Here is an 18,138-nt window from a genome sequence, read left to right on the forward strand (position 1 = left end):
ACCCGTCGTCAGTCCTCTAGACAGTCTTCGAGCGGTTCGAGTATCTCGTCGGCGACCGAGTAGGGGTCGGTCTCGCGCCGCCGGACGCTCTCGACCAGGTCGTCCATGCCACCGTGGCGGTCGATCTCCTCCTCCAGCAGACCGCCCACGTCGTCGCGCAGCAGGTTCCGAATCTCCTCGGCGTAGCGCATCCGCTCTTTCCCTTCGAGCAGTCCCGACGCCTCCAGATACGCGTGGTGGTCGGCGAGGGTCTCGACCAGTTCCTCGACCCCTTCGCCGTCCTTGGCAACCGTCTCGACGATTCGGGGTTCCCACCCCTCCTCGTCGTCATCGTCGTCCCGGCCGTGGTCGGCGTCGGTCGCGCCAGCGCCGTGGTGGCCGGTGGCGAGACCCGCGGTGTGGTCGTTCTGCATGTGAATCATCTCGCGGAGTTCTTGGACCGTCCGGTCCGCGCCCGCGAGGTCGGCCTTGTTGACGACGAACACGTCGCCGATTTCGAGGATTCCGGCCTTGAGCATCTGCACGTCGTCGCCGCTCCCCGGCGGGACCAGCACCGCCACCGTGTCGGCGGACTTCACGATGTCTATCTCGTTTTGCCCGGCGCCCACCGTCTCGATGAGTATCTTGTCCTTGCCGAAGGCGTCGAGGGCCTTCACCGCGTCCGTGGTCGCCGTCGAGAGACCGCCGAGGGTACCCCGGGCCGACATCGACCGGAAGAACACGTCCATGTCGCCGACGTTGCTCGCCATCCGGATGCGGTCGCCCAGCACCGCGCCGCCCGTGAAGGGCGATGAGGGGTCCACCGCGATGACGCCGACGGTCTCGCCGCGCTCGCGGTAGTAGTTGGCCATCTTGTCCACGAGCGTTGACTTGCCCGCGCCCGGACTCCCCGTGATACCCACGACTTCGGCGTGCCCGGTGTGTTGGTGGAGTCGAGAGACGAGGTCCCGGTACCCCGGCGCGCGATTCTCGATTTTGGTGATGGTCCGGGCCAGCGCGCGGTGTTCGCCCGCCAGCAGGTCCTCGACCAGTTCGGCGTGGTCTGACTCCGCGCTCATCGCTTGGGAGCGTTCTTGCGGACGAACTCGATGGTCTCCTCCATCGGCGTGCCGGGACCGAACACCTCGGCGACACCCATCTCCTTGAGTTCGGCCTTGTCGTCGTCGGGCACGACGCCGCCGACGAGGATGAGTGTGTCCTCGAACGCGCCGTACTCTTTGAGTCCGTCGATGACCTTGGGCACGAGGGTGTTGTGTGCCCCGGAGAGGATGGAGATGCCGAGGACGTTCACGTCCTCTTGGACGGCCGCCTGCACGATTTCGTCGGGCGCGTTGTGCAGGCCCGAGTAGATGACCTCGAACCCGGCGTCGCGGAAGGCGCGGGCGATGACGTGTGCGCCCCGGTCGTGTCCGTCGAGTCCGACCTTGGCGACGAGGCAGCGAATCGACTGCTGTTCCTGGTCTGCGCTCATAGCCGTCGTTTCGACACGTTCGGCTTTGACAGTTACGGAAATCTTGCCGAAAGTTCGTTTTAGTTCGTGCAAGCGGGCTTGATGAGTCGGTGACGGGACGGCCTCTCGGCTACGTTCGAGTCGTCGGACTCGTGCCCGGAACGACCCGACACCTCGGACGGAGCGCACACGATTCACCGATTCCCACGGACACACGTCCGAACTCTCCGCCCGTCCCCGGACAGCAACACACTTGGGACGATAGTCCCAAACGTCCGGACATGGCCACTGCAACCGCGAAGCGTCGGGTCAAGGACAACCCGCGGGCCGCCACCGCGGTCCTCTCGATACTCGGATACGTGCTCGTCCTCGGGACGTTCGCCGGACTCCTCCCCATCTACCCCGAACTCGAACGCGCGACCGTGGACCTGCTGAGCCACGCCATCGCGGTCGTCAACACCGTCGCGCTCACGTCGCTGCTGGCCGGGTGGCGCTGGATTCGCCGCGGCGAGGTTCGCAAACACCGCGCCGCGATGCTGACCGCGTTCGCGCTGATTCTGGCCTTCCTCGCGCTCTACCTCGTGAAGGTCGGCGGGGGCGGCGAGAAGTCCATCGCGGTCGAGGGACTCGTCTACTACGCCTACCTCGTGATGCTGGCGATACACATCGCCCTCTCGGTAATCGCCGTGCCCGTGGTCGTCTACGCCGTGGTCCTCGGACTGACCCACACGGCCGCGGAACTCAGGGAGACTCCCCACGCCAGAGTGGGGCGCTGGGCGGCCGGAGCGTGGGGACTCAGCCTCGCGCTCGGCATCGTCACCTACCTGATGTTGAACCACGTCTACGGAGTAGACGAGTACATGACCGCGCTCGTTCCGCTCGCGTTCGTCCCGCGACGATGAGCGACCGGCGAACCGAACCGTCGGTTCGAACGCAGGTGGCCGACGCGCTCGGCGTCGCCGCCGAATCCGCCGCGGAACTCGACGGCGGCGAGGTCGGACGCGTCGAACGCGTGTCGCTCGCCGACGGCCGGACCGTGGCGGCCAAGACCGGCGAGACGCCCCTCACCGTCGAGGCGTTCATGCTCTCGGTTCTCGCCGACCGCGGCCTGCCGGTTCCGGACGTACTCCACCGGAGCGACGACCTGCTGGTGATGGAGTACGTCGAAGGCGACGGCGAGTTCACTCCGGCCGCAGAGCGCGACGTGGCTCGACACCTCGCTGCGCTCCACGAGCGACGACCGAGGGAGTCCGGCGGAGCGATGGGGGACGCCGCGGACGGTCGGTTCGGCTTCCCGCGGGACACCCTGACGGGACCGTATCGGCAACCCAACCCGTGGACCGAGTCGTGGGTCGCGTTCTTCAGGGACCACCGTCTCCGTCACTTCGCCGAGACGGCCGCCGAGGCGGGCGTCCTCCCGCCGGAACTCGCCGAGCGCATCGACGCGCTCGCAGCGGACCTCGACTCGTGGCTCCCCGACGCTCCGGCGGCCTCGTTGCTCCACGGCGACGCGTGGGCGAACAACATCGTCGTGCGCGACGGCCGCGTCCGAGCGTTCCTCGACCCGGCGTCGTCGTTCGGCCACGCGGAGGTCGAACTCGCCTACGTCGATTTCGTCGGGTCGTTCGGCGACGCCTTCTTCGAGACCTACCGCGACGAGCGCGGTATCGACGACGGGTTCGAGGCGGGTCGCCGCGAGGTGTACCAACTCGTCCCGCTGCTCGAACATCTGCTGTACTTCGAGGACGACGGGTACGCCGCGGAAATCGGGGCGCGACTGACCGAACTCGGCTACTGACCCGACCAGTTCGGTCCGGCCGTACCGCTGGGTCTAAGGGACGTGACGGTAGATTGTCACCCGTGACGGACGAGTGGACGTTCCGGACGGTGACGGGGACCGCGACCGCTACCGACGGCGAACTCCGCGTCTCGGGGTCGGTTCGGCGACTGTTCGTCGAGAAGTGGCGCGACGGCTGGAAGCGCAACGACACGGACCACCGGTTGCTGTTCGTCCTCTCGGTTCTCGGCTCTGGGGGGTTCGTGGCTCGCGCGATTACGAGCGCCCGCGACGTGCTGACGGGGAACGCCGACGTGCTGTCGCTGTTGGTTCTCGCCTGCGCCGCCTTCGTCGTCGGTGTGGTGGCGTACCGGAGCGTCCGGACTCGGACGGTTTCGCTGCGGCAGGTCGAGGCGGTCCGACGCGTAGACGACGATGAACTCCGAGTCGTGTGCGAGGGCGACCGCGACGACCTCGAAATCGAGACACCGACCGAGACCGAGGCCGACGAGGCGGTCGAGATACTCCGTCTCCGGGGAGTCTCGGTCGGCGAAACCGCGGACACGGACGACGACCCCGGTTTCCGGGAGCGCCTCCGCGCCAAGATAGAGTGAGACGACCGGTGGGTCACGGTATCCGTGGCACGGTCCCTCTTTGCAGAGGACAGTCGCGCCTCCCGGAACGGTTCGACGGTCAGTCCGTCCGCGGAATCGCGTAGGTCCCCGCCGCGAAGAAGACAACCGTCAGGAGCGCCAGCACCGCGAGGTTGGACTCCCATCCGGCGAGCGCCGCCTCCGAGAGCGGTTCAGCGCCCGACGCCGACGTTCTGTAGGTCAGTTCTCGAACCCCCCGCGCGAAGTAGGTCAGCGGCGAGAGGTTCATCGCGGGTCGGAACCACGCCGGGAGCAGGGCGGGCGTGACGAAGGTGTCCGAGAGGAACAGCAGCGGGAGCGCGATGGTGTTGCTCGCGGCGATGACGCCGTCTTGGGAGTCGGCGAGTCCGCCGAGGACCGCGCCGAGACCGCAGAACAGCGCGACCGCGAACCCGACGAACGCCGCCACGAGCGCGAGGTTCGCCGGGCCGAGCGCGAGCGACGCCGTCCCCGTCACCAGCGCCATCAGTCCGAGGATGAGCAGACCGGCGATGCCGATGATGGCGACGTTGACCAGCGTGTGGGCCAGCAGCCACTCGGCGCGCGACAGCGGCGTCGTCGCCAGTTTCTCGAAGCGGTTGCCCTCGCGGTGGCGTGCGACCTCCGACCCCACCCGCGAGAGCGGGGTGAAGAGGACGACTACGGCGAGATACCCCGGCAGGTAGTAGCCCGGCGGTTCCGCGAACAGGCCGCCCCCGGTCGGGTTGGTCTGGACCAGCACTGCGAAGATGAGGATGAGGATGACCGGGAAGAAGAACGTGAAGAACACCGCTGTCCGCCGCCTGACGAACGAGCGCCACGCCGCGCTCGCTTCCGCCCGGACCCGGCCGGTGGCGCTCATCGCTCGCCCCCGGCGAAGGCGGGTTCGCCCTCGCGGTCGGTCTCGACCGAGATGCCCGCCCCGCCCGCGACCGACTTCCCGGTCACCCGGAGGAAGGCGTCTTCGAGCGTGGGTTGCTTCCACGCCAGCGACTCGTAGGCGACCCCGCGGTCGTTCAGCGCCGCGACCACGTCGCCGATGTCCTCGGGTTCGACCCCCGCGACGACCAGTTGGCCGTCGCTCGCCTCCACCTCGAAGTCGGTCCCGGCGACGGCGTCGGCGACCGCGCCCGCGTCGGCGTCGGTCTCGACCACGATTCGCGTCCGGCCGCCGTGTTCGGCCACGAGCGCCGACGGCGACCCGGACGCGGCGACTTCGCCGTCGGCGAGCAGGGCGACCCGGTCGGCGAGTCGCTCGGCCTCCTCCATGTAGTGGGTCGTCAGGAAGACGGTCGTCCCGCGGTCGGCCAACTCCTCGATGAGCGCCCAGAGCGACCGCCGTCCGGCCGGGTCGATGCCCGTGGTGGGTTCGTCGAGGAAGAGCAGGTCCGGGTCGTTGACCAGCGCCGTGCCGACGCAGGCGCGGCGTCGCTGACCGCCCGAGAGGTTCTCGTACCACGTGTCGTCGGCGTCGGCCATCCCGACCTCCGCGAGGACCGCCTCCGGGTCGCGGGCCTCGTCGTAGAGTCCGGCGTAGTACTCGACGAGTTCGCGCGCGGTCAGTCGCTCCGGCGGGTCGAACGCCTGCGGCAGGAGTGCCAGACGCTGGGGGTCGGCCGACTGCGGGTCGGTCCCGAACACCGACACCGACCCCGAGTCCGGGTCGGTCGTGCCGGTCAGCGCCCGGACGAGCGTGGTCTTGCCCGCGCCGTTGGGACCGATGAGCGCGAACACCTCGCCCTCCTCGACCGACAGCGACACCCCTGCGAGCGCCGCGGTGTCGCCGTAGGTCTTCCGGAGGTCCTCGGCGACCAGTACGTCGTTCATGGTCCGGGATTGTGGCGGTTCGCTGGTAAGCGGTTCGATTCCGACGCCAGTAGGTATTTGTGTCATCGGTCGGATACGGCCGATATGACCGACGCCATCGACCGCTTTCGGAGGGAAGTCGAGACCAGAATCGCGGCCGAGTTCGGGTCGGAGCGCGACGCCGAACGGGTCGCCGACGCGGCGGTTCGCCTCCGAGAGTCCGAGGGCGTCGAGTGGAGTCCGCCGTTCGTCGCCGAGCGCATGGCCGACGCGCCCGGCGACCGGAGCGTCCCCGAGAAGTGGAACTGGTTGCTCGAATACGTCGGCGCCGACGTCGAGAACGTCGACGAGTACAGACTGCGCGGCGGACCGTGATTTACGGCCCTCGAACGGCCCTGTTCACTCGTCCAGCAGGTCCTCCTTCCGGCGCTGGAACTCCTCCTCGTCGATGAGTCCGCGCGACTTGGCGTCGCCGAGTCGTTCGAGGCGGTCGCGCAGACTCTGTGGGTCGTTCGACGACGCCGACCCGTCACCCCCGGTGTCGGGCGACTCGGCTTTGGAGCGGTAGGTCACGTACTCGGCCGCGCGGGTCACGTCGTCGGCGTCGAGGGTACCCGGAAGCCAGAGGAAGTACTTCGCGTCTGCCACCGCGAGGTCGATTCGGTGGCGTCGAACCCCCTCGCGCGAGCGAACGCCGACGACGTCGCCGTAGGGGAGACTCACCGACTCGTCCCCGCCCTCGACGCCCAACTGGAGGGACACCCGGCGGTCGGTGAACAGGTAGACGCCGCCCCGCTCGGGGGTCACCGTGGACTCCGGGTCGCCGAACCCGACGCCCTCGTCGCCGCACTCGAAGCAGAACGCGGGTTCCTCGCCGTCCGCGAGTCGGGTCAGAGGCGCCGTTTCGAGGTCACTGACGGCGTCGGCCGTCCCCGCCAGTCGGTCGGCCGTGACCGACGGGTGGTCGGCGCGGGCGGCGAGCATCGACGCGAACCGTCGGTCGTCGCCGGTCGGTGACATGACTGTCAGACGAACGTCTGACGCGAACCCGGTTATACTTGCCGACTATTATCACGGAAAATAACTCGCGTCAGCGCGCCGTCAGAACCGACCGCCGACGGTGGGTCGCCACCGCAACAGCGCGACGGTCAGGACGAACGCGAGCGTTCCGAGCGTGTACGACCACTCGCTGGCCGCGGCCGCCACGCCGGTTCCGGTCCCCGCCACCCCGGCCGCGAGCGTGGCGACGACCGGCCACGCGCAACTGACGCAGGAGACCACCCCGACGAGACCCGACACCGCCGACCCCGCGGTGTCGAGTACCGTGTCGTAGACGAGATACGCCAGCGTCAGGTAGCCCACGAGCTTGTACGGCATCAGCGAGAGGTTCACCGCGGACCCGGTGTACAGCACGGCGGGACCCCACCCCGGCGGGAGCCACGCGATTCGCCACCCGAGGGCGTGGCTCCCGCCCGGCTTGACGAGACCGCCGACTGACGCCAGCAGGAGGAAGTAACCGACTGCCACCGCCGCCCCGATGTAGCGAGTGCGCCGCGAGTCGGCCACCGGGTCGGCCCGGAGCAGCGCCCACGCGCTGACGTTTATCCAGACGAACGGGAAGACGAGGTACCGCCACTCGGTCACGGTCACGTCCGCGAGCAGCAGGTACGCGAAGGTCAGGACCAGTTCGGTGTTGACCAGCAGGCCGGTCCACAGCAGGGCGTCGCGGCTCGGCCGCAGTCGGTCCAGCGAGAGGTCGAGTGTCCGTGTCATAGTTGGTCGTGTCGGGAGTCAGAACACGAGCGCGTCCGTGACGACCGCGAGCAACAGCGCACCGAGGTACGCGTTCGAGGCGTGGAACGACCGGAACGCCGCCTGCTCGGTTCGCTCGTGGTGGAGTCGGACGACCGCCCACAGGAAGAGCGCGCCGAACGCGACGCTGGTTCCGGCGTAGACCAGTCCGAGCGTCGTGACCGCCGACAGCAGGCCCGCCGCGAGCAGGGTCGCTCCGAGGTAGAGCAGGATGTGCTTGCGGGTGACGGCTTCGCCTCGGACTACGGGCATCATCGGGAACCCGCCGCGAGCGTAGTCGTCCTTGTACGCCAGCGCGAGGTTGTAGAAGTGGGCGGGGGTCCAGAGGAAGATGACGCCCGCCAGCACTATCGCGGGCAGGCCGATTCTGCCCGTGACGGCGGCCCCGCCGATGAGCGCCGGGAGCGCCCCCGCGAAGCCGCCGATGACCGTGTTCTGGACGGTGTTAGGTTTGAGCAACAGCGTGTAGATGACGCTGTAGAACAGGATGGCGAACATCCCCAGCGCGGCCGCCAGCACGTTCACCGTCAGGAACGCCCCCAGCGAGAGCGCGACCAGCAGGACGCCGAACGCAACGGCGTTCCGGACCGGAATCTGGTCGGTCGCCGCCGGGCGGTCGGCGGTCCGGTTCATCTTCTTGTCCACGTCGCGTTCGAGGACGTGGTTGAACGTGCCCGACGCGCCGATGGAGAGGACGCCGCCCGTGAGGGTGGCGACGACCGTCTCGACCTGTAGGGCAGACGACGACCCGGCCGCGAGCGCCATCGCCGCCGACGCGACGAGACAGAGCAGCCACATCAGTCGGGGTTTCATCAGTCGGAAGTAGGCGAACCCGGTTCGCTTCGCTCGGGCGAGAAGCCCGTCGGGCCGGGCGGCGGTCGGTGACGGGGACGGTTCGTGCGCGTCGGGCACCTCGTCGGGGTCCTCGACGCCGGTCGGTTCGTCGAACGTCTCGGGTTCGAGCGTCCACGCGAGCGCGACGACGATGCCGCCGAAAATCGCCATGCCGACGACGAGGTGGACCGCCGACAGCAGCGCGGGCGTGGCGGTGGTCGCCGCGAACGCGCCGAGTCCGACCTGCGCCGGGTAGAGGACCGCCGAGGTGGTGAGCGCGGCGCGGACTCGCCGTTCGGTGTCAGTCACCCACGCGAGCGCGGTCGTCGCCGCGAGCGCGAGGGCGACGCCGAGCGCGGCGACCCGGTGGCCCCACGCGACGGCGAGTTTCGGCTGGTCCAGCGGGACGAGCCAGCGACCGTGACACGCGGGCCACGTCGGGCAGGCGGCAGCGGCGTCGGTGAGTGCCGTGGTCGCACCGACGACCACCAGCAGGTAGACGCCGATGGCGGTGCCAGCGAGCATCGAGACGAACCGACGAGATGGGTGTCCGGTCACGCGAATCTCCTAGCTAAGGTTGCGGACTCGTCGTATTTAGAAGAACCGAATCGACCGGAACGCAGACCGGCTAACCCGCCGACCCGAACAGGGAAGTCAGTAGGTATTTATGAGTCTCGTCCCAATTCGCAACCAGCATGAGTTCAAAGCGGACAGCGTTCGCAACGCTACTGGGGGTCGCGGCGCTCGCCCTGTTCGCGGACCCGGTACTTGCGCAGGGATACGACTCCACGACGGAGGCGCTGATACAGTCGCTGAACACCCAGCTGCTGTACATGGCGATTCCCATCACGGTGCTGGTCGAGGGCATCCTCATCTACACCGTGTGGAAGTACCGTAACAACGACGACCCCAAACCGACCAAGGAGAACCGCCGCCTCGAAATCTCGTGGACCATCGCCACGGCGCTGGTCCTGCTGGTCGTCGGCTACGCCTCCTACGGCGTGATGGCCAACGAGTACGTCTCGCAGGCGAGTGGCGAAATCGAGCCCGCGGACTCGAACGCCGTGACGGTCGACGTCTACGGCCAGAAGTACCTCTGGGAGTTCAACTACACCGGCCAGAACGTCACGACGACGGGGACCCTCGTCCTGCCGAAGGGACAGGACGTGATTCTCAGGATAACGTCGCGGGACTGGCTCCACTCCTTCCACGTCCCCGAACTCGGACTGAAACAGGACGCGCTCCCCGGACAGTACGAGACCATCAAGACGAAGCCGACCGAGACGGGAACCTACCAGCTCTACTGCGCCGAATACTGCGGCGTGGGTCACTCCAAGATGCTCGGTGAGGTTCGGGTCGTGAGCCAGCAGGAGTATCAGAACTGGCTCGACGAGCAGCAGGGCAACAGTTCGAGCTAACTCGCGTTCTCCGCTTTTTCCGACCGGCGCTGACAGTTTAGCCGCGGCGTCGCCGAGCGCGTGCGAACCACCTCCGCGGTACCACACGCTTTTTTGACAGGGTGTTCGAACCGTCCCGGCATGCCGACGCCCCCGGACTGGACTGCCGACCCGCCGCCGACCCGCCGCGACCCCGTCACCGACGAGTACCACGGCTCCGAGATTGCCGACCCCTACCGATGGCTGGAGGGCGACGACGAGGCGGTCCGGGAGTGGACCGCGGCCCAGAACGAGTACGCCGACGCGCACCTCGACGCGCCCGCGCGGGACATCCTTCGGTCTGAGATGCGCTCGCTGAGCGCGGTCTCGGAGTACGGTACCGTCGAGGCGGCGGACGGCCGGTACTTCCGGACCGTCCGCGACCCCGGCGACGACCACGCACGACTCGTGGTCGGTGAGTCCTTCGAAGGCGACTGGACGCGACTCGTGGACCCGAACGAGTGGCGCGCCGACGCCGGAATCGGAGGCGCGCCCACCCGCTCGATGTCGTGGTTCCTCCCCTCGCCCGACGGTGACCGCGTCGCCTACGGCGTCGCGGGCGGCGACGAGCGCGTGGATATTCACGTCGCGAGCGTTCCCGACGGCGAGGACGAGGCCGTGCTGGACGACTGCGGCCGAGTGAGTCGCGCGTTCGTGGGCTACGACCCAGCGAGTCCCGGGACGGTCGCGTGGGACGCCGACGGCGAGGGCCTCTACTACGTCGCCACGGACGCGGGACCCGACGGCGGCGTCGTCACGGAACTGCGCCACTGGCAGTTCGGCGGGGGAGCGGACGTGCTGCTCGCGCCCGATGACCGAGACGGGTGGCCGCTGGTGAGGACCGACCCCGCGTCCGGGACGCTGGCGGTGGCGTTCCACGACGCGTCGGCCACCGACTGGACCGTTCGAGCGGACGGCGAGTTCCGGCCGGTCCTCGCAGACGGCGACGCCGAGACGTTCGCGGTGTTCGGCGACGGAAGGGTCTTCGTCCAGACCGACCACGAGGCCCCGCGCGGGCGGGTCGTCGCGTGTTCGTTCGACGAATTCCGCGCGGGTCACGTCTCGCTAGCCGACTGCGAGACGGTCCTCCCCGAGCGAGAGGCGGTCCTCCAGTCGGTCGCCGCGACGCCCCGCTTCCTCGTCGCCCACTACTCCGAGGACGCCTGCGCCCGCCTCGCGGTCTACGACCACGGGGGCGTCCACCTCCGGGACCTCCCGGTTCCGGACGCCTCCTCGGTGTCGAAACTCCGGACCGACCCCGACGCCGAGGCGGCGTTCTATCTGGTCGAAGGCTTCGACCGGCCGCCGACGCTGGTCCGCACCGACCTCGCGACGGGCGACCGCCGGGAACTGGCGAGCGTCGAGGTGGCGACGCCCGACGACCTCGTGGTTCGCCGAGCGTTCGTGGAGTCGTCGGGCGGCGTCGAAGTACCGGTGTTCGTCTGCCACCGAGCGAGCGTCGAGCGCGACGGCGACAACCCGGCGGTCCTGCACGGGTACGGCGGGTTCCGCTCCAGCAGGCCGCCTGACTTCGACCGGTTCCGAGTGCCGTTTCTCGCGGACGGCGGCGTGTACGCGCGCGTCTCTGCGCGCGGCGGCCACGAGTACGGCGAGGAGTGGCACGAGGACGGGATGCGCGCGGCGAAACGGCACACCTTCGACGACTTCGTCGCGGCGGGCGAGTACCTCTGTTCCGCGGGGTACACCAGTTCCGACCGACTCGCGGTCGCCGGACGGTCGAACGGCGGGCTGTCCGTCGGCGCCGTCGTGACGCGACGCCCGGACCTCTGGGCCGCCGCGCGGTGTTCGGTACCGCTACTGGACCTGCTTCGGTTCCACCGGTTGGGATGGGCGCGGCGTGGACGCCCGAGTACGGCGACCCGGAGGACCCCGAGGCGTTCGACTACCTCCGGGCGTACTCGCCGTACCACAACGTCGAGGCGGGCGTCGGGTATCCGCCGGTCCTGTTCACGACCGGCGAGAGCGACACGCGCGTCCACCCGAGTCACGCCCGGAAGATGGCCGCCCGGATACAGGCGGAGGCCGACGGCGGTCCCTTCCTCCTGCGGACGACCGCCGACGCCGGTCACGGCGGGGGCGAGACCGCCGAGACCGTCGCGACAGCGCAGACCGACAGGTGGACGTTCCTCTACGAGGTGTTGGGAGTGGACGAGTAAAAAGGACGGAACCGCTCAGACCGTGATTTCCGCGCCAGCGTACAACACGACGACGAGGAATATCCAGACCGCGTCCACGAAGTGCCAGTACATCGAGACCGTCGTGACCGAGACGTGGCGGTCTGCGGTGTACTGTCCGTAGAGCGCGCGGACGAACACGATGCCGATGAGGACCGCGCCCATCGAGACGTGGAGTCCGTGCAGGCCGGTCAGGCCGTAGAAGGCGGACGCGAAGATGCCCGAGGTGAGGGTGAAGCCCTCGTGCTGGATGAACTCGTAGTACTCTAGCACCTGCCCGCCGATGAAGACGACGCCGAGCAGGAGCGTGGCCGCGAGTCCGACGAGGAAGTTCTGCCGGTTACCCTTCCGGAGTTCGACGTGGCCCCAGTGGAGCGTGAAACTCGACAGTATCAGGAGCGCGGTGTTGATGAGGACCAGCGACCCGAGCAGGTGCGGGAGTCCCTCGGTGGACCACGTGCCGACGCGGATGAAGAAGTAGTAGACGAACCCGGCGCTGAACGTGGCTATCTCCGAACCGAGGAACAGCGTCATTCCCCATCTGAGCGCGCTGTCGCCGTGGCCGTCACTCGACCAGAACGCCTTGACGAAGGCGTGGTAGACCCATCCGTACAGGCCCGCGAGGAACAGGCCGACCGACCCGATGAAGACGACGGGACCGAAGATTGGGTCGACTATCGGTTGCTGGCCCTGCGCGAGCAGGAACAGCGCGGCCCCGACGTAGATGCCCGCACCGCCCAGGGCGGTGACGAAGGGCCACCAACTCGCCTCGCCGAACCCTCGCGGCCAGTCCTCGACGGCCGGAAGGTGATGGCCGTGCTCTTCCGTTGAATCGTCCGCTACTGTCATACGAGACGATTGCGGGTCGAATAGTAAAAAGGCACCTGAACGCGTCCGCGAAACGAGTGGACTCCGGCGGTACCGCCGCGGCTAACGTGTCTCCGTTCTGGACGGATAACGTATCGAACGTCCCGACATCGCGGAGTACGCAGAACGCGCCAAACGGGAGAACTCCGCGGACCGAAGTCCCGTCCGGGGCTATCGCTCGACTTCCGGGTCGTCGACGACCTGCCGACGCTGTCGTTCGAGCGAATCGGGCGTCCGGGCGTAGACGTGTTCGAAGATGTCGTCCGCGTCGAGACCCGTGCGGTCCTCGACGCCCTCGACGGCGTCGGCGACCCGGTCGTCGGCCCACGAGCGGAGTTGGCGCTCGTCCTCGTCGGTCCAGTCGTGAATCTCCGCGAGATACTCCCGGGTTCGCTCGACCGGGTCCTTCTTCCGCCACTCCTCGACCTCCTCGTCGTCGCGGTACTTCGACGGGTCGTCGGTGGTCGTGTGGGCACCCCGGCGGTAGGTGACGGCTTCGATGAGTCGGGGACCCTCACCGTCCTTGGCGGCTTCGAGCGCGTCCTCGACCGCGCCGTACACCGCCAGCACGTCGTTGCCGTCCACGCGGACGCCCTCGAACCCGTAGGCGTCGGCCTTCTGGGCGATGGTCGCGGAGGCAGTCTGGCGCTCGCGGGGCACCGAGATGGCCCACTGGTTGTTCTGGCAGAAGAACACGGTCGGCGACTCGAACACGCCCGCGAAGTTCATCCCCTCGTGGAAGTCGCCTTCGCTGGTCGCGCCGTCGCCGAAACTCACCAGCGTGGCGCAGTCGTCGCCCCGGTAGTCGGCCGCCATGCTCGTTCCGACCGCGTGGGGGAGCTGGGTGGCGATGGGTATCGTCGGCGGGAACGTCCGGAGTCCGTCGGGGTCCTCGCGGTCCACGTAGTTGCCCTCCCCGAGCAGATACACCAACACGTCTTCGAGGTCGAGACCCCGCGTCAGATACATCGCGTGGTCGCGGTACGTCGGGAAGCAGTAGTCCGACTCCGAGAGGGCGTAGGCCGCGCCGACCTGCGCGGCCTCCTGTCCTTGGAGGGGCGCGTACGTCCCGATACGTCCCTGCCGGTGGAGTTTGACCGCCTTCTCGTCGAACGTCCGGGCGAGTACCTGTAGCCGGTACATGTCGGTTACCGCCGACGCCGAGAGGTCGGGGTCCGTTCGTTCGTCCACAGTGCCGTCCGGGTCGACCACGCGGGTAACGTCTGGTGCCTGTATTGCCATTGTCGTCGATCACCGACCGTCTGTTAGAAAATATACATCCAGCGTTATAAAGTGTCGTTGGGCAACTGAAATGCCGAAAACTGGTCACGAGATTTAAAAGCAGAGTTTCGATTCGTCTACGCGAAGCCCTCAGAACCGCCCGTCGAGTGACGAATCGTCGGAACTTTCGATTCGAAAAGCTTACGCCGCCGCCGGAGTCATGCGGTGGTATGACACAGTGGATCGGTCGGACGTTCACCAGCGACGCCGGATGGAATCACTTGGAAGACCTCGTGGACATCGGCGACCGCATGGCCGGAAGTGACGGCGAGCGAGAGGCGGCCGAGTCCACTCGGGACGCCCTCGAACGCGTCGGCGCGCGCGACGCCCGAATCGAGGAGTTCGACGTGCAGGGCTGGACTCGCGGCGACAGCGAGATTCGGGCGGGCGACGGCGTCCAGTCGTCCATCGCGCTCCCGCGAAGCCCCGACGCGACCGCGGCGGGCGAACTCGTGGACCTCGGCTACGGCCTGCCCGAGGACTTCGAGGAGACCGACATCGAGGGGAAGGTCGTGATGGCCGCCTCGAACGTCCCCGACTACTACGACCGGTTCATCCACCGACGCGAGAAGTACTACTACGCCGTCGAAGGGGGCGCGGCCGCGTTCGTCTTCCGGAATCACGTCGAAGGCTGTCTCCCCCCGACCGGAAGCGTCGGAACCGGCGAGGACCCCATCGGCGACGTCCCGGCGGTGGGCGTCTCGAAGGAGGTCGGGTCCCGACTCTCGCGGCGCTGGGAGGGCGAGGAGGTCGAGGTGGCCGTGGACGCTGACATCTACGACGCGACGAGTCAGAACGTCCACGCCGAACTCGGTCCCGACACCGACGAGGAGGTCCTCGTCACCAGCCACGTGGACGCCCACGACATCGCAGAGGGGGCCGCCGACAACGGTGCCGGAACCGCGATGGTCGTCGAGATGGCCCGCGCGCTCGCGGATCGCGAGGACGAACTCGACACGAGGGTGCACTTCGTCGCCTACGGTGCCGAGGAGGTCGGTCTCGTCGGGTCGAACGTCGACGCCGAGAACCGCGACCTCGACTCCGTCGCGGCCATCGTCAACAACGACGGCGTGGTCCGCGGGCGCACGCTCTCGTTCTACACCCACGGGTTCGACGCGCTCGCGTCCGCGGCCGAGGAAGTCGGCGACGACCTCGGCCACCCCGTGAAGACGATTCCCGAGCAGGGTCCCCACAGCGACCACTGGCCCTACGTCGAGTGGGGCGTCCCCGGCTACCACGTCATGAGCGAGACCGGCGACGAGGGCCGCGGGTGGGGCCACACCTACGCCGACACGCTCGACAAACTCGAAGTCCGGGACCTCCGCGAGCAGGCGATTCTGCTGACCGAACTGACTGTTCGTCTCGCTGGCGAGGACTTCGAAGTCGAACGCAAGGACCCCGAGGAGATAGCCGCGGCGCTCGAAGCCGAGGATCAGGCCGAGGGCATGAAGATTATCGGCGACTGGCCCTACGACGAGTAGGCCGAGTCGAACTCCGGTTTCCGTTCGGACGGGGTCCGACCAGCGTGTGACCAAACGACCGCGTGGAGGCAGCGTTTCGGGGCCGACACTACTTCTCCGCGACCACTACCGCACCTTCGAGACTCCGTCTACCGCACTCCGGTCGGCCGACTCCGTACCCTTTTCACGGATGGCGCTCCAAGGGCAGTCCGATGGGTAGCGCGAACGTCGAGGGGGTCGGAAGCGTATGACGCTCGGAATCGTGGGCGAGAGTGCGGTCGCGGACTGGATTCGCGACGCCGCCGAGACCGAGACCGACGTGGCCCACGCGTCGGCGAGCGCGGTCGTCGCGGCCGACCCCGAGTCGGTCGTCGCGGTCGGCGAGTCGGCCCTGCTCGCGCTCGGCCGCGAAGGTCTGGACGCGCCGGTCCTCCCCGTGGACGCCGGTCCCGGCTACGGCGGCGTCTCGCTCGACGCGAGCGAGTCCGGCCCCACCGGCGACGATTCGGACTCCACGGACACCCCGACCTCGACGGACGACTCGACCCCGACGAAAGCCGAACGAGAGCGACTGTCGAGCGCGCTCGACGCTCTGCTCGCGCGAGAGTTCGACACCGACTCGCGGACGCTCCTCGCGGTCACGGTCGACGGCGAGCGCGTCGGTCCCGCGTTGGCGGACGTGATGCTGATCACCGCCGAACCCGCGCGCATCTCCGAGTACGCCGTCCGCTCTCGCGGCGAGCGGGTGGCCCGATTCCGCGCGGACGGCGTGGTCGTCTCGACGCCGACAGGAAGTCTCGGGTACGGGCGGAACGCGGGCGGTCCCCTGCTCGAACCCGGGTCGGGCGTCGTCGGCGTCGTCCCGGTCGCCCCGTTCGCCGTGAACGTGGACCACTGGGTGCTGTCGGCCGACCGGCCGGTGACGCTGACGGTCGAACGCGACGAGGGCGAGGTCTCGCTGCTGCTCGACGACCGAACGGTCCGGCGCGTCTCGCCGCATACGGCTGTCGAAGTGGTCGAGGACGGGTCGCTCGACGTCGTCCGGGTGACCGAGAGTCGGCCGTTCTTCGAGCGGTAGAAGGCGCGCCGCGGGCGAACGAGACGTTGGTTACGGAACGCGACCGACGGACTCGGAAATCAAGGTTTAATACGCCGCCTTCCCGATTATCGGGTATGGAACCGCTGTCACTGCTCGGACCGATCGACGCGCTCTTCGCGGACGTCATCGAGTACGTGGTGTTCGCCCTCGTGTTGGTCAACATGGGCACGCGCTGGTGGGCGTACCGCGACTACCGAAAGCAAGCACGGAGCGACGAGTACGACGAGGAACTCGACCGTAACGTGCTCCACGAGGTGTCGAACGTCGTCCTCGTCCTCGGGTCGTTCTACCTGCTCACGCTCCACCACCACGCCGGTATCGTCCTCTCGACGCTCGTCCTCGGACTGTTCCTCACGGACTTCTTCGAGTTCGAGGCCAAGGAGGTCGAACTCCGGCAGGACGAGAGGCTCTCCAGTCCCAAAGGCTCGATGACCGCCTCGTTCGTGGTGTTCCTCTACGCGGGCTACATCAGCCTGTTCTATATCATCGAACCGCTCTGGAACTCCGTCGTCTGACTGACGCCACCACTTTCTCGCGTCGTCTCTCCGGTTCGGAGTGACATCGCCGTTCGCGGCGCTCGTAACGATAGAGCGGATAGTGACCTCGTGTCCGCCTCGGTGTGTTACGTTCGTCGGCGAGGGCGTAGACCGCCACTCGTGAGAGACGTCTACGCGCCCGCCGACCACGCTGGCACACCGAGTCGGACGAGGCGTGGATTCCGGAACGATGCGAGCAGGAGCGACTGTATGCGAGTTCGAGCGGCCCACTGGAGGCTCGGCCCGTCGTCGGACGTGGTGGCCACGCTATCGCTCACGAGGTCAGTTCGCGGACTGAGCGGGGAGACGGACGAGCGAGCGCCGTCGCTCGGACGCTAGCGTCGAAAGGAAGCGGCGACTGTCGGTTCTACGCGGACGATTTCCGAAGTTGTTCGACGACCGGGAGGACGACCCAGAACGTCAGGACGCCGACGACGACGAACCAGAACATCACTTCCCGGAGCATGATGGCGGCCTGTCCGTACGCGTCGAGGTTACCGGGAATCTCGCCGACGAGTTGCGCCTCCTCGAAGCCCGGCGTGGTGAACCATCCCGACAGTACCATCCAGATGAGACCGCCACCCGTCAGGATACCGAATCCCTTTGCGAATTCGTCAGCCATTGTTCGATTGTTCGTCGGCGTCGTCTTTAGGTTTTCCCATTCCCTCGGCGCGGAACCGTGTCGCGAAGGCGTATATCGTCGCGCCCCCGGCGATCATCGCCACGCCGAGGATGGCGAGGGGCAGGTCTATCTCCGAGAGGGAGAGTTCCGCGCGCTGGGTCGCCGTGTCGAGCACGATGAACCCGCCGACGACGAACGCCACCGCGAACATCGTCGAGAACACGGTGACGACCTTGTACAGTCGGAGCGGCACCTCTACTTCGCGAGCGCCAGACTCCCCACCGGCGTCGGTGTCGTTAGTGCGTGAATCCATGAAAAGAGAACCCTCGAC

The 18,138-nt window shown here is 67.9% G+C and carries 21 protein-coding genes and 1 pseudogene; 10 read left to right on the forward strand and 12 right to left on the reverse strand.

Features of this window, described 5'->3' with window-relative positions; all coding sequences use genetic code 11:
* Positions 1-8: 8 nt before the first annotated feature.
* Both meaB and NGM06_RS11330 read right to left on the reverse strand, forming a co-directional pair.
* The gene (gene meaB / locus NGM06_RS11325; RefSeq protein ID WP_254267062.1) at positions 9-1,058 is read right to left on the reverse strand and encodes a methylmalonyl Co-A mutase-associated GTPase MeaB; all 1,050 of its coding nucleotides are present in this window, start codon (positions 1,056-1,058) and stop codon (positions 9-11) included.
* On the reverse strand, positions 1,055-1,471 hold the full coding sequence (locus NGM06_RS11330) for a cobalamin B12-binding domain-containing protein (protein ID WP_254267063.1): 417 nt from the start codon (positions 1,469-1,471) through the stop codon (positions 1,055-1,057). The genes meaB and NGM06_RS11330 overlap by 4 nt, the downstream gene beginning before the upstream one ends.
* Before the next feature lie 260 nt (positions 1,472-1,731).
* Here NGM06_RS11330 and NGM06_RS11335 point away from each other — a divergent pair, with 260 nt between their 5' ends.
* The 3 genes from NGM06_RS11335 to NGM06_RS11345 all read left to right on the forward strand — a co-directional run bounded on the left by NGM06_RS11335 (position 1,732) and on the right by NGM06_RS11345 (position 3,841).
* Entirely contained in the window at positions 1,732-2,352 is a 621-nt protein-coding gene (locus tag NGM06_RS11335) for a DUF420 domain-containing protein (protein WP_254267064.1), read from the forward strand.
* The gene (locus NGM06_RS11340) at positions 2,349-3,248 is read left to right on the forward strand and encodes a fructosamine kinase family protein (RefSeq protein WP_254267065.1); all 900 of its coding nucleotides are present in this window, start codon (positions 2,349-2,351) and stop codon (positions 3,246-3,248) included. Before NGM06_RS11335 ends, NGM06_RS11340 begins: the two co-directional genes overlap by 4 nt.
* A 62-nt stretch (positions 3,249-3,310) precedes the next feature.
* Complete coding sequence (locus NGM06_RS11345; protein WP_254267066.1) at positions 3,311-3,841, forward strand: hypothetical protein; 531 nt, start codon at positions 3,311-3,313, stop codon at positions 3,839-3,841.
* A gap of 79 nt (positions 3,842-3,920) precedes the next feature.
* On the opposite strand, the gene NGM06_RS11350 is transcribed toward NGM06_RS11345, so the two are convergent.
* Both NGM06_RS11350 and NGM06_RS11355 read right to left on the reverse strand, forming a co-directional pair.
* Complete coding sequence (locus NGM06_RS11350; RefSeq protein ID WP_254267067.1) at positions 3,921-4,721, reverse strand: ABC transporter permease; 801 nt, start codon at positions 4,719-4,721, stop codon at positions 3,921-3,923.
* Positions 4,718-5,686, reverse strand: coding sequence for an ABC transporter ATP-binding protein (locus NGM06_RS11355; RefSeq protein WP_254267068.1), 969 nt, complete (start codon positions 5,684-5,686; stop codon positions 4,718-4,720). Before NGM06_RS11355 ends, NGM06_RS11350 begins: the two co-directional genes overlap by 4 nt.
* An 84-nt stretch (positions 5,687-5,770) precedes the next feature.
* Between NGM06_RS11355 and NGM06_RS11360 the strand changes: the two genes are divergently transcribed.
* Entirely contained in the window at positions 5,771-6,040 is a 270-nt protein-coding gene (locus tag NGM06_RS11360; RefSeq protein WP_254267069.1) for a hypothetical protein, read from the forward strand.
* A gap of 24 nt (positions 6,041-6,064) precedes the next feature.
* Here the strand turns inward: NGM06_RS11360 and NGM06_RS11365 are convergent, their stop codons facing one another.
* From NGM06_RS11365 to cyoE, 3 genes are all read right to left on the reverse strand, one after another.
* The gene (locus tag NGM06_RS11365) at positions 6,065-6,685 is read right to left on the reverse strand and encodes an SHOCT domain-containing protein (protein ID WP_254267070.1); all 621 of its coding nucleotides are present in this window, start codon (positions 6,683-6,685) and stop codon (positions 6,065-6,067) included.
* Between the two features lie 81 nt (positions 6,686-6,766).
* Positions 6,767-7,438 carry a DUF7546 family protein gene (locus tag NGM06_RS11370; protein WP_254267071.1) on the reverse strand — a complete coding sequence of 224 codons (672 nt, stop codon included), beginning with the start codon at positions 7,436-7,438 and terminating at the stop codon, positions 6,767-6,769.
* A gap of 18 nt (positions 7,439-7,456) precedes the next feature.
* A complete protein-coding gene (gene cyoE, locus NGM06_RS11375; RefSeq protein WP_254270022.1) occupies positions 7,457-8,836 on the reverse strand; it encodes a heme o synthase in 1,380 nt (459 codons plus the stop codon).
* 170 nt (positions 8,837-9,006) lie between these two features.
* On the opposite strand from cyoE, the gene coxB reads away from it, so the two are divergent.
* The 3 genes and pseudogenes from coxB (at position 9,007) to NGM06_RS24310 (ending at position 11,924) form a co-directional block, all read left to right on the forward strand.
* Complete coding sequence (gene coxB / locus NGM06_RS11380) at positions 9,007-9,729, forward strand: cytochrome c oxidase subunit II (RefSeq protein ID WP_254267072.1); 723 nt, start codon at positions 9,007-9,009, stop codon at positions 9,727-9,729.
* Between the two features lie 120 nt (positions 9,730-9,849).
* Positions 9,850-11,529 (forward strand): annotated as a pseudogene (locus NGM06_RS11385) (prolyl oligopeptidase family serine peptidase); the annotation flags it as partial.
* Between the two features lie 65 nt (positions 11,530-11,594).
* On the forward strand, positions 11,595-11,924 hold the full coding sequence (locus NGM06_RS24310; protein ID WP_368410480.1) for a prolyl oligopeptidase family serine peptidase: 330 nt from the start codon (positions 11,595-11,597) through the stop codon (positions 11,922-11,924).
* Between the two features lie 15 nt (positions 11,925-11,939).
* Here NGM06_RS24310 and NGM06_RS11390 read toward each other — a convergent pair whose 3' ends face one another.
* Both NGM06_RS11390 and pdhA read right to left on the reverse strand, forming a co-directional pair.
* Positions 11,940-12,791 (reverse strand): cytochrome c oxidase subunit 3, encoded by an 852-nt coding sequence (locus NGM06_RS11390; RefSeq protein ID WP_254267073.1) that lies wholly within the window; start codon positions 12,789-12,791, stop codon positions 11,940-11,942.
* Between the two features lie 189 nt (positions 12,792-12,980).
* On the reverse strand, positions 12,981-14,051 hold the full coding sequence (gene pdhA, locus NGM06_RS11395) for a pyruvate dehydrogenase (acetyl-transferring) E1 component subunit alpha (protein ID WP_254267074.1): 1,071 nt from the start codon (positions 14,049-14,051) through the stop codon (positions 12,981-12,983).
* Positions 14,052-14,260: 209 nt separating this feature from the next.
* Here pdhA and NGM06_RS11400 point away from each other — a divergent pair, with 209 nt between their 5' ends.
* The 3 genes from NGM06_RS11400 (at position 14,261) to NGM06_RS11410 (ending at position 17,164) form a co-directional block, all read left to right on the forward strand.
* The gene (locus NGM06_RS11400; RefSeq protein ID WP_254267075.1) at positions 14,261-15,571 is read left to right on the forward strand and encodes a M28 family peptidase; all 1,311 of its coding nucleotides are present in this window, start codon (positions 14,261-14,263) and stop codon (positions 15,569-15,571) included.
* 226 nt (positions 15,572-15,797) lie between these two features.
* Entirely contained in the window at positions 15,798-16,628 is an 831-nt protein-coding gene (locus NGM06_RS11405; protein WP_254267076.1) for an NAD(+)/NADH kinase, read from the forward strand.
* Positions 16,629-16,723: 95 nt separating this feature from the next.
* The gene (locus NGM06_RS11410) at positions 16,724-17,164 is read left to right on the forward strand and encodes a DUF7313 family protein (protein WP_254267077.1); all 441 of its coding nucleotides are present in this window, start codon (positions 16,724-16,726) and stop codon (positions 17,162-17,164) included.
* A gap of 152 nt (positions 17,165-17,316) precedes the next feature.
* On the opposite strand, the gene NGM06_RS11415 is transcribed toward NGM06_RS11410, so the two are convergent.
* From NGM06_RS11415 to NGM06_RS11425, 3 genes are all read right to left on the reverse strand, one after another.
* Entirely contained in the window at positions 17,317-17,463 is a 147-nt protein-coding gene (locus NGM06_RS11415) for a hypothetical protein (protein ID WP_254267078.1), read from the reverse strand.
* Positions 17,464-17,552: 89 nt separating this feature from the next.
* The gene (locus NGM06_RS11420; protein WP_254267079.1) at positions 17,553-17,807 is read right to left on the reverse strand and encodes a DUF7314 family protein; all 255 of its coding nucleotides are present in this window, start codon (positions 17,805-17,807) and stop codon (positions 17,553-17,555) included.
* Positions 17,800-18,120 (reverse strand): DUF7315 family membrane protein, encoded by a 321-nt coding sequence (locus NGM06_RS11425; RefSeq protein ID WP_254267080.1) that lies wholly within the window; start codon positions 18,118-18,120, stop codon positions 17,800-17,802. Before NGM06_RS11425 ends, NGM06_RS11420 begins: the two co-directional genes overlap by 8 nt.
* Between the last annotated feature and the right edge of the window lie 18 nt (positions 18,121-18,138).

This window comes from Halorussus aquaticus (assembly GCF_024218795.1).
GTDB classification, from domain to species: domain Archaea; phylum Halobacteriota; class Halobacteria; order Halobacteriales; family Haladaptataceae; genus Halorussus; species Halorussus aquaticus.